This window comes from uncultured Gimesia sp., from assembly GCF_963972345.1.
Classification (GTDB): domain Bacteria; phylum Planctomycetota; class Planctomycetia; order Planctomycetales; family Planctomycetaceae; genus Gimesia.
Window position 1 is genome coordinate 19,265 of sequence record NZ_CAXAVM010000085.1, and the last position, 9,747, is coordinate 29,011.

Here is a 9,747-nt window from a genome sequence, read left to right on the forward strand (position 1 = left end):
CGGGTGAAACAGGAATCAGAGTGAGTGCATTGAAAACAGGCTACTGCCTTGTGTCATCATACACATTTCTGCAGAGCGCAGACAGACCTGATTTCGCGACTCCGCCCCTGTTTCGAGGAGAAAAACGGGGTTTATTCGGTTCGAGGTGCTTTGATGACCCGCGGTAACTCAGGCAGCGTCACGAGGTCCGCGCCTGCATTGGTGCGATCGATGGCTGTAATCGTCGGGCTGCCATCCGTGGGCTGGGTGAACTGCAACTGTGCCGGCTGAAGTTCTGAAGCTAACGCGTTGATCAGTTTTTCGCGGTCTGAGATCCAGGGGATTTCCATCTGGTAGCTGTTGACATCGCCGGAGAGCCCCCAGATATCTTTCCAGTCGAGCGCATCCATCGAGAGTGCGCCCGTGGTTCCCTGCTGAGACTGAATCGTCCAGAAGGTGCTGAAACGGTCGAAATAGTTGTTGGATCCGCGCCAGGCCAGCAGCTTCTGGCGAAAATCATTTTCGTTGGTGTTCCCCTTCATCATCACAAACGGGGCATTGGTGCGCGAGAAGAAAATATTATTGCGTGCGGAAACGTGGAGCGGGATCAGTTCGCGTGGAATCGCACCGCTGTCCATCACCGATAGTCCTTTCCCCAGGACAAACGTGGAATGATTTAACACCAGTTCCAGGTGATCGCCTTCCATGGGTTTATTGTTGCAGCCCACCAGTTCAATCAGTGACTGGGAAATCATTAAAGCAGAGTTGGTGATTTCCAGGCGGGTGGGAGCCGTTTCCCGAATGGAGAATGCCTGGCCGTCACAGCGAAGTACAGAGTTTACGATTTCCACGAACGTCGATTCTTTCACCGGACGTTTGCCCATCATGGAATCATCGTTGAGGCCCTGGTTGATGGGCTCGTTCATTTCAAAGATGGAAACCTGCTGGCTGGTGGTATTGGCACAGGTGACGGTCACCTGGTGCAGGCGGATGTCATGAGCATTTTTCAGGGAGAAGATCGCCCAGGAATCGGAGTTGAGGTCTTTGACGTCGACCATGATTCCCAGCTCGAACAGTTCCAGGGAACCATTGGCAATCTGAATCATGTGGGTCTGAAACCCTTCGGCCGGTTCTTCGACCGATTCAAACAGCAGAATCGGTTTTCGATCTTTGGCGGCACGAATGCGGACTCGTTTGTTATTGATGTGGATCGGGGCTTCTTTCCGAATGCCGGTAAAACCGAGTTCAATAATGCTGCCATCATCGGCGGCGGCACAGGCGGCATCCAGCGTTTTGAAGTCCTGCCCGGGGCTGCCATCAGGGTTGATGATCGTGATGGCGGGAATTTCGATCTTGCGAAATTCATTGTCGCTTTTCTTCGGGAAGGGATCCGGTTCGGTTTCTGCAGGTTCTGCGATGGCCGGTGCCAGCGGAACCATGGATTTCTTCTGACTGCTTTCCGACATCGCCAGTGTGGTTTCGGTGTTGTTATCTCGCAGAACTTTGTTTCCTGAAGCAGATTCAGTGCCAGGCAGATTTCCGGCTTCCAGTAATTCGCTGAGGGAACTTTTCGTGGAGAGTAGAGGCACGTTGTCAAAAATTTCGCTCAGAGGCTTATTATCCTCTTCGAGGGTCATTTTGGGTAACGAATCTTCTTCGCTGCGTTCACTGGGAGCCGTTCTTTTCTCGGGAGTCGCTGCCTGCGCGACCGTTTTCGGACTGATGGTTTCGGGGGCAGTCAGAGACCCAATCGTTTCTTTGCTGTCGATGACAGGCGAAATGGGCATGTCAGATTTCGCGATCGTAAGATCTGTTTCCGGCGTTTGCGGTTCCGTCTCGTTTGCCAGGGAACTGATGGCGGGATCACTGTTCTGACTGTTGTTCTGAGTGACATTAACCGCAGCCGGGTTGAACGCGGGATAACGATCCAGCAGGACAACGATGATAAGTAACACGGCAGCGGTCGCGATCCAGCCGATATGTTTTTCCAGAAATCCAAGACGGGAGTTGGTCGGGGATGTCCAGACCAGCCCTTCAGGATTGACGCCACGCAGATCCAGCTGGCCGGCGACCTGCATCAACTGATACATCAACTCTTCCGGCGTCTGAAATCGATCTTCGGGATCACTGGCCATCATTTTCTGAACGATGAGTGAAAGTTCGCGCGGCAGTTGCTTGTTAATCGTCGCCGGATCGGGAACATTTTTTCCGGAGTGATCCAGCAGTTTCTGCAGCACGGTCCCTTCACCGTAGGGAGGCTCTCCTGTCAGCATGTGATACAGGGTACAACCCAGCGAATAAATATCACTGCGCACATCGACATTGCGAGGGTCTTTGGCCTGCTCGGGAGAAATATAATCGAACGTACCCAGCGTGGTTCCGGCCGTGGTCAGGTCGGCGGAAGCGTTATCGCTTTCCTTGCGCGCCAGGCCGAGGTCGACCAGTTTGGCGCGACCGCCGGGGGTAATGATGATGTTGGAGGGTTTGATATCGCGGTGCACGACACCCGCTTTGTTGATGTGCTTCAGAGCCGAGGCAATCTGCAACGCGTAGTTCACGGCTTCGGCTGCCGGCAGGATGCCACGCGACTGAATGATCTCGCGAACATTGGTCCCTTTGACATATTCAAAAGCGATGAAATTCAGTCCCTGGTCTTCGCCGATATAAAATACGCGGGAGATATTTTCGTGATCGAGTCGCGCGGCGGACTTGGCTTCGTTCTGAAATCGCTTGACCGAGCCTGCATCGCGGGATTGACCGGGGCTGAGCACTTTCAACGCGACAACACGATCCAGGCGGGTATCGATGGCACGGAAAACGGCGCCCATGCCTCCGCGTCCGATGCGCTCCCGGATCACAAAGTGTTCCAGCGTCATCCCGGCAGGGCTGGTTGTCTCTTCGGGTTCTTCCGAATCCTCTGTGGTCGGCGGAAACAGCCGATTCCAGACCGAAGAGCGGGCAAAATTCGACGGTGCACCTTTATCACGATTGGAGTCGGGTGCCGGGATGGGCTCCAGTGGACTGATAATAGTCTCCGGACCTTCCGCATCGGGAACCGGCCGCGCAAAAAATTCGGGCAGAGATTCCTGTTCCGTCATCGATCGTTCAGATTTTGACTCGGAGCCCATGGTCTAAAGTTCACTTAAAAATAGCGATGGTTCAATGTGTGAAATGATATCGAACGTTTTGTCAGGCAGGCAACAGCGCAATTCAAATTCACCTGGATTGGTGCAAAGTAATCTTCGATCATTGCGTGTCGTAGGCCCTGTGCAGGATTCGCTTGAGCGCTGCATTATGTTTTTGTCCTAAACCTTTTTGAAGTGGCTGTTTAGGATTTTCTTTTTGCCTCGGAATTCAGGCAGTCTGAATCAGGATGAAAGATGTGATCTATGATCTCAGACAGGAATTCGTTTCTAAAAATAAGGAACTACCTATTATCATACGTACTTCGGCAGTGTTTCGTTCTGAGAAAAATTCGATTTCGGCGATTTTTCATCCAATTAATCCTCTACCTGAACTGCTGCATTGTGACGGTGATCGTCGGTGCTTGATCACACATTGGACAGAACCCGGTTCGCAAAATGATCCGGCAGCTCAAACCGAGGCCCGTTTTTACACCCATTTAAAACTCGATGATTTTGGTTTCGTATTCTTTTTTGAAACCGACGCGATCGATTTTCAAACCAAAGTTTTCACCAATCTTGACTGCTTCGCCCTGGCAGTAAACCTGGTTGTTGATATACAACTCCAGGGGGTCTTCACAGGGCTTATCGAAGGTGATCAGCGAACCGGGGCAGATGGAAAGTAACTGGTTCATTTCAATTTTTTTGGATGCCAGTTTCACGATTGCCTGCACCGGCAGTTTATTGAGCCGGTGGAGCGGGTTGTGTTTCGAGTTGGCAGGAGTTGCCTGTGCCATCTGTGGCGTCGCTTGAGAAGTAGAGGAAGAGGACGGCTGTGGTGCTGGATCGGCTTCCGGTTGATCGGGTTCTGTAACTGGCGGTTTCGTCAGTGGCCAAATTACAGGGATCACAGCACTCGGGCTCTGGCCGTCACTTTCTTCTTCTGAGGAAAATAAATGGATACGCATCAGTGCCGCCCACTCACTGGGAGCACATGCGGTCACTTCGCTTAGTAAACTGTCTACAAAATACGTTTTGAATTCATCAACATCACCCAGATCCATGGGGATCAGGTTCATTGACCATTCCAGGGCCAGTGTCTGCAGACGTGATGTCTGCGAGTCACCCGGTTCTGCGTACCAGTCGGGTAAAGGCAGACTGGCGGGAATCAGACCCACCATCGCCTCGTCCCCCATGCGAAACAAGGCAACCAGTCCAGGTCCCTGAAATGCTTCACTCATTTCTTCAGGAGACCAGACACCAGACTCTCCCATTTCCAGTCGATATTGAAAATCGAAACACTGGTTGAGAGAATCAGCAAGTGCAGACAGACTCTCACCCGCCTGGGTGAAAATGGTTTCTACATTTTCCTGGCTGAAGCCCGACATGTGTGGTGAATTAGATCCTTAAAATGACAATTTGTTCATTGCTTCAGAGTTCGTTATCCTAATCTGAAGTGCAGAAACCTTAACTCATACAATCGACCAGTTGAAAATTAGTTCTTCACTCAAAATCGGCAATCTTCGCGTATTCGGAAAAGATTGACATAATTTGAGTGCTTGCCCTGTATTGTTTGATCCCTGTCCTCTTTACGAACGTTCTGGTCGAGGGACGGACGATCAAGGCGGATTCAGACCTGAAGGAAAAGGAAAATCAGATGCGCTGTCATGAAGTCGACTACGAAATATTTGGTTCGGATCTGCAGATCGTGGAGATCATTCTGGATCCGGGAGAGTCGGTGGTTGCTGAAGCCGGCTCAATGAATTACATGGAAGAGGGGATCCGTTTTGAAGCACGGATGGGGGATGGATCTCAGCCCAACGATGGCTTCTTTGGTAAAATTTTCAAAGCGGGCAAACGCATGCTCTCGGGCGAGTCCCTGTTTATGACCCACTTTACGAACGAGGGCGCGCGACAACAGCGCGTGGCATTTGCCGCCCCCTACCCGGGAAAAATCATCGCCATTGATATGGATAAAGTGGGCGGCGCCATCACCTGCCAGAAAGATTCGTTTCTGTGTGCCGCGCTGGGTACGGAAGTTACGATGGCGTTTAACAAACGTCTGGGATCGGGCTTCTTTGGCGGAGAAGGCTTTATCCTCCAGGAACTGCGGGGCGACGGGATGGCTTTTGTCCATGCGGGGGGAACCGTGATCAAAAAGAAACTCAACGGAGAAACGCTCCGCGTGGATACCGGCTGTATTGTCGCGTTTACTGGAGACATCGACTACAGCATCGAAAAAGCCGGCAATTTGAAGTCGATGGTTCTGGGGGGAGAAGGTCTGTTTCTGGCCACGCTCCGCGGACACGGAACCGTACTGTTACAGAGTCTGCCTTTTTCCCGGCTGGCCGATCGTGTGCTGGCACATGCGCCGACTGCAGGCGGATCGTCGGCAGGCGAAGGGTCCGTCCTGGGCGGGCTGGGAGATATGTTCGGCGACCGTTGAGATTTCATTCAACGGGCAGGTAATGTCAATCGAGAACGGTAGCGAAAGGAGCCTGGAATGATTGCAAAACGGGATCGCATGCGAAAAGTCGGACGTCGGCTGGTCATTTTCCTGGGCTTGATTTTTCTGATCGTCGGCTACGTGATGGCTTACCAGATAGGATTACCTCTCCTCGAACAGGCGCGTGCCAGCACGGGCTGGCCTGTGACAACAGGTGAGGTTCTTGAATCAAAAGTGAAATCGCATCGCAGCAGCAATTCGAGTTCCTCCACCTATGCCGCGCATGTCGTTTACCGTTACCAGATTGAAGGGAAAAATTATGAATCGCAAACGGTCTGGTTTGGCAGCGATGTTTCCACTTCCGACCGATCGCTGGCGCAGAATACCGTGAAAAAATATCCCGTCCGGAAGAGCGTGAATGTCTATTATGATCCCCGGCATCCGGAAGCAGCGGTACTGGAACCAGGGGTCTTCAAAACCACCTGGTTCTATTACCTGTTTGGCTGGGTCTTTCTGGGCGTGGGGATCCTGATGACGGGAATTCCGCTGTTCAGTTCGTTTTTTCGCCTGTTTATGAAAAGTGGCCCGATTGAAACGGCAAACTTTGCCGAATGAACGGCTGAATCGGCATCAATCTGAAACCGGTCTTGCTTCTCAAAGTGACCTCTGATACAGAGCAGCCATCTCTCTCACAAACTCCCTTCCCAGGCTGTATTCGTATGTCATTTTTACAGCGATTTTGTGCGCCCCGGACCAGCTGGCTGTTGTTCGCAGTCTGCCTGTTTTGTTCCGCGATGTCAGGCTGCGCGACGACTCCTTATAACTATCAGCCCGCTTTAATCCAGTCCCCCGAGCCTCTGCTCGCAGAGGGAGAACCTCAGATTGCGAGAGGAAAACCCCGGCCTGTCATTGATGGCATTGGCTGGGTCGTCGGGATTCCCGGTAAAATTCTGCTCTGGGATCGGCGGATTGATAACCACCACGTTTCTCCGGAAACCGAAGCGGCGATTGCCGCCTACCTGGAGAAGAACGGGCTCGATCAGGTGAAGGTCCGCGTGAATGAATACGATCCCCTAGGCGAGTGGAAACGGCTGCGAAAAAATAAAGCCGTTGGCTGGGGCTGGCGCTATACCGCGGGCACGTTGACGGCAGCAGCCTACACACTGCTGCCCGGTCGCATCATTGGTGGGGACAACTACAACCCGTTTACCAATACGATCAGCGTGTATTCCGATCTGCCCGCCGTGGCTTTGCATGAAGGGGGACACGCGAAAGATTTTGGTACCCGAAAATATAAAGGCACCTATGCCGTCGCGACGGCATTGCCAGTTGTTTCGCTCTGGCCGGAAGCGATTGCCACCGGAGATGCCCTGGGATATCTGCGCGCGGAAGAAAATTTTGAGCAGGAAGAGGAAGCGTATCGGATACTCTATCCCGCGTATGCGACCTACATCGCAGGGGCGGCCACTCCCTTCCTGCCTTATGGTGATTTCGCAGTGAAGGCAGGCGCTGTGATTCCCGGACATCTGGTGGGACGCTGGAAAGCACGCGAAGTGAAACAGGAACAGCTCGCGCGACATGCCAGATCAGAACTGCAGCAGGTCTCGGCAGCAGAAAGCCCACAGGCTGCAGAGCAGGCCGATCAGAGTCTACCGGCGATTCAACAGGCATACTTTGAACAGGCTGCCCCGTCCGGTAAATCGGAGTGGCAGACCGATGATCCGATAGAACGTCTGAATTTCAATCAGGCTGCTGAGTGAACAGGATCAGCTTGAGGGAGAGATCGCCGGGCCGCCCAGTTGCGTCAGCCGCTCATGCGGTTCGTTGCACAGGGGGTAGCTGCTGGTGGAAGACATGAGGATTTCAGCCAGCGTGGTTTCCGCAAAGGCGGTTTCGGTTTCGCGCATGGCGTCGTCAAGTTTGCGGTGCAACGGACATAAATTCGCGCCATGTCCTTTGAGGCCCAGCGGGCAGGTTCGGATGCGGCAGATGGGATCGACGGCATTCACCACTTCCAGCAGGCTCAGATCCTCGGGTGTTTTGACCAGGGAGATACCACCGCCAATGCCCCGCTGTGAATGCACGATGCTTGACTGCCGTAAGCTCTGAAGCACTTTCGAAAGATAGGCCTGGGGGACTTTGGTGGCTTTGGCAATCTGTTCTGTTGTGCATGGGCTGGGGGCCTGATCGGCGAGATGAACGATTGCTCGGAGGGCGTATTCAACGGTCTGAGAAAACATGGAGAAGTCCTTAAAACGATAATCGGACGTTGAGGTCTATTATGGCGTCTGGTATGCTACGATTCAATTCCAAATCATTATAGTCGTTCCTGCACGAGAGAAATCAAAAATGAAGCAGATTGATGAAGAAAAACTGGAATCTGATCTGGGCTATCGATTTCAGTATCTGGCTGAATTTATTGGAATTACGGAAGATGACCTGCAGACAATCCACGCAGCGGCAGACGCGCTTGCCCCATTGGTTCCTTCACTGGTTGACGCAGTCTATGATAAACTGATCCGGTATGATTGTACAAAGCGACATTTTGTCCCACGTCAATATGGTTATGAAGGCAAAGCACCGGAAAATATCGAGACCCTGACCGTGGATCACGAAATGATTCAGTTTCGCAAGCAGCATCTGGGCCGTTACCTGGAAACGCTGGTGACCCGGCCTTATGACGAGAAAATGGTTCAGTATCTCGATCTGGTGGGAAAAATCCATACTCCCAAAGCAGGCAGTCCTGCCCTGGATGTGCCACTCGTGCAGATGAATGCGTTGATGGGATTTGTCTCCACGGCGTTGATCAGTACGATCCTGGGGCTGAATCTGGATCGCGTAACAGAAGTCAAAACCTTAATTGCCTTCAATAAACTGCTCTGGATTCAGAATGATTTAATCAATCGCCACTACCAGGCGTGATTATTGAGCCGCTGGTGGCTGACGGACATCCACGCAGGCAATATTCCCTGTAGAGTCACGACAGTAGATCCGTCCGCCACAGAGCAGGGGAACCGTCCAGCATTGCGCATCGAGTACCTTGAAGCGAGAGATTTCCTGATAAGATTCAGGAGAAACTTTTGCCGTGACGAGGGTGCCTTCATCCGAGAGGATGATCAGCTTGCCGTCCGAAATCAAAACCGAGCCGCAGCCGAAACCAGCTTCGCGCCATTTCACTTTGCCCGTCTGCTGATCGAGACAGTTCAGTCGGACGATGCGTCCCAGGTTGGAATTCCCGTCCATGCCATAATAGTGCTTCTGAAACAGCACGCTGTTGTTGAAGTGATTCTTCATGTCTTTATTGGTATAGCGGGCGGTGAGTTTCTCATTTTCAAATTCCAGCAGAGCACAGCCCTTATGATATCCCGATGAGATAAAAATCGTGTTGCCATCAATGATGGGTGTGGTGGAATTCGTATCAAAGGGTGAAGGCCAGTTGAAAGTTGTGACCTCGACACCATCGCTGGCGCGGGTGATGGTCAGACATTCGTTATTGAGCAGCGCCAGGTATTGAGTCCCCTCCTTTTCGAAGGCAGCCGGCGTCCCATAGCCGGGCATGTGAGGCGTGGATTTCCAGAGTTCTTTGCCCGTGCGTTTATCCAGCGCGACCAGGCGTCCGGCTTCGACCAGCAGTTGATCCCCCAGGATCAGCGGCGAACAGGTAAAGCCCCACTCCGGGACTTCCATCTCGTAGGCTTCTGTTAATTTCTTTTCCCAGACGATCTTGCCCGTTTTAATTTCAAAACAGATCAGTCTCCCGTCGCGGCTGTTGGTGTAGAGAAAATCTCCATCAATGGTGGGCGTGGCTCCCGGGCCCCCCGCATTCAGATGATTGACCAGTTCCGCCGGGTAACTGTGCTCCCAGATGATATCGCCGGTATTCGCATCCAGGCAGAACACCGTTTCGTTCCCCTCTGTATGGCCCATCGTATACAGCCGGCCGTCGGCAGCAGAAATCGAACTGTAACCGGTTCCCACATTTCTGCGCCAGCTTACCTGGGGTGGTTTGTTGGACCAGTCCGCGCGCCAGGCAGTTTCAGAGGAGATGCCATCATAGTTCGGACCCAGCCAGTGTGGCCAGAAACCTGTCTGCGCAACCGGTGCCGACTGAGGGCGGGCCTCTTTAAATGAAACTTCGGCGATGACGGGCGGCAGCGAATCCGGTGGTATATTGGATTCACCGGCCAGGGCGGTTTCAGG

Annotated in this window: 8 protein-coding genes; 4 read left to right on the forward strand and 4 right to left on the reverse strand. The window is 52.7% G+C overall.

What is annotated here, in order from left to right; all coding sequences use genetic code 11:
* Window positions 1-131: 131 nt before the first annotated feature.
* Both AACZ40_RS15385 and AACZ40_RS15390 read right to left on the reverse strand, forming a co-directional pair.
* The gene (locus tag AACZ40_RS15385; protein ID WP_291176526.1) at window positions 132-3,077 is read right to left on the reverse strand and encodes a serine/threonine-protein kinase; all 2,946 of its coding nucleotides are present in this window, start codon (window positions 3,075-3,077) and stop codon (window positions 132-134) included.
* Between the two features lie 524 nt (window positions 3,078-3,601).
* Window positions 3,602-4,489, reverse strand: a complete 888-nt coding sequence (locus tag AACZ40_RS15390; RefSeq protein ID WP_291176524.1) for a FliM/FliN family flagellar motor switch protein — start codon at window positions 4,487-4,489, stop codon at window positions 3,602-3,604.
* Between the two features lie 269 nt (window positions 4,490-4,758).
* Here AACZ40_RS15390 and AACZ40_RS15395 point away from each other — a divergent pair, with 269 nt between their 5' ends.
* The 3 genes from AACZ40_RS15395 to AACZ40_RS15405 all read left to right on the forward strand — a co-directional run bounded on the left by AACZ40_RS15395 (window position 4,759) and on the right by AACZ40_RS15405 (window position 7,307).
* A complete protein-coding gene (locus AACZ40_RS15395) occupies window positions 4,759-5,547 on the forward strand; it encodes a TIGR00266 family protein (protein ID WP_291176522.1) in 789 nt (262 codons plus the stop codon).
* A 57-nt stretch (window positions 5,548-5,604) separates the two neighbouring features.
* The gene (locus AACZ40_RS15400; RefSeq protein ID WP_291176519.1) at window positions 5,605-6,162 is read left to right on the forward strand and encodes a DUF3592 domain-containing protein; all 558 of its coding nucleotides are present in this window, start codon (window positions 5,605-5,607) and stop codon (window positions 6,160-6,162) included.
* 104 nt (window positions 6,163-6,266) lie between these two features.
* Window positions 6,267-7,307, forward strand: coding sequence for a hypothetical protein (locus tag AACZ40_RS15405; protein WP_291176517.1), 1,041 nt, complete (start codon window positions 6,267-6,269; stop codon window positions 7,305-7,307).
* Window positions 7,308-7,313: 6 nt separating this feature from the next.
* On the opposite strand, the gene AACZ40_RS15410 is transcribed toward AACZ40_RS15405, so the two are convergent.
* Complete coding sequence (locus AACZ40_RS15410) at window positions 7,314-7,787, reverse strand: Rrf2 family transcriptional regulator (RefSeq protein WP_291176514.1); 474 nt, start codon at window positions 7,785-7,787, stop codon at window positions 7,314-7,316.
* Between the two features lie 109 nt (window positions 7,788-7,896).
* Here AACZ40_RS15410 and AACZ40_RS15415 point away from each other — a divergent pair, with 109 nt between their 5' ends.
* Complete coding sequence (locus AACZ40_RS15415; RefSeq protein WP_291176512.1) at window positions 7,897-8,469, forward strand: protoglobin family protein; 573 nt, start codon at window positions 7,897-7,899, stop codon at window positions 8,467-8,469.
* Here the strand turns inward: AACZ40_RS15415 and AACZ40_RS15420 are convergent.
* Window positions 8,470-9,747: PQQ-binding-like beta-propeller repeat protein (locus AACZ40_RS15420; RefSeq protein ID WP_339674910.1), on the reverse strand; the 1,278-nt coding region annotated here is incomplete at its 5' end.

Excerpts from the sequence above, each read along its gene's own strand:
- AACZ40_RS15385 (WP_291176526.1), bottom strand. The coding sequence starts at position 3,077 with ATGACGGAACAGGAATCTCTGCCCGAATTTTTTGCGCGGCCGGTTCCC.
- AACZ40_RS15390 (WP_291176524.1), bottom strand. The coding sequence starts at position 4,489 with ATGTCGGGCTTCAGCCAGGAAAATGTAGAAACCATTTTCACCCAGGCG.
- AACZ40_RS15395 (WP_291176522.1), top strand. The coding sequence starts at position 4,759 with ATGCGCTGTCATGAAGTCGACTACGAAATATTTGGTTCGGATCTGCAG.
- AACZ40_RS15400 (WP_291176519.1), top strand. The coding sequence starts at position 5,605 with ATGATTGCAAAACGGGATCGCATGCGAAAAGTCGGACGTCGGCTGGTC.
- AACZ40_RS15405 (WP_291176517.1), top strand. The coding sequence starts at position 6,267 with ATGTCATTTTTACAGCGATTTTGTGCGCCCCGGACCAGCTGGCTGTTG.
- AACZ40_RS15410 (WP_291176514.1), bottom strand. The coding sequence starts at position 7,787 with ATGTTTTCTCAGACCGTTGAATACGCCCTCCGAGCAATCGTTCATCTC.
- AACZ40_RS15415 (WP_291176512.1), top strand. The coding sequence starts at position 7,897 with ATGAAGCAGATTGATGAAGAAAAACTGGAATCTGATCTGGGCTATCGA.